1 protein-coding gene is annotated in these 329 nt (G+C 47.1%); it reads right to left on the bottom strand.

Annotated elements, in window-relative coordinates:
- Nucleotides 1–329 (bottom strand): IS66 family transposase (locus RG959_RS23945; RefSeq protein WP_342799289.1); only part of this gene is annotated, 329 nt, incomplete at both ends.

Raw genomic sequence — 329 nt, 5'->3', positions numbered from 1 at the left:
CAGCTATATTATTGGACAGGACTAAGTCACCATCCGAGAGAACGGTTCGGAAGGTAGTTTCGTATTTGAGACTATACTCTATTGCAGTGCCCAATTTGGAGCCTGGCAAAACGGCCTGATTGCGACACCAGCCAAAGAATTCGTCCATCAAAGGGGCTAACTCTGTCTGGCGTTTATGTAATCGTTCCTCAGTAGACAAGTCTGCCCAGTCACTCTCCAAGGCAAATAGGCGGTCGCAATAGGCTAATCCTTTCGCTCCTAAAGAAGTCTTGTCTGTCTTCTTAGGAGTCGCCTCAAAGAACTTTCGTCTAACATGAGCCCAACAACCA

Source organism: Domibacillus sp. 8LH (assembly GCF_038806185.1).
GTDB classification, from domain to species: domain Bacteria; phylum Bacillota; class Bacilli; order Bacillales; family Domibacillaceae; genus Domibacillus; species Domibacillus indicus_A.
Note: the sequence above shows the minus strand (reverse complement) of the source record. Positions and strands in the feature narration are given on the sequence as shown.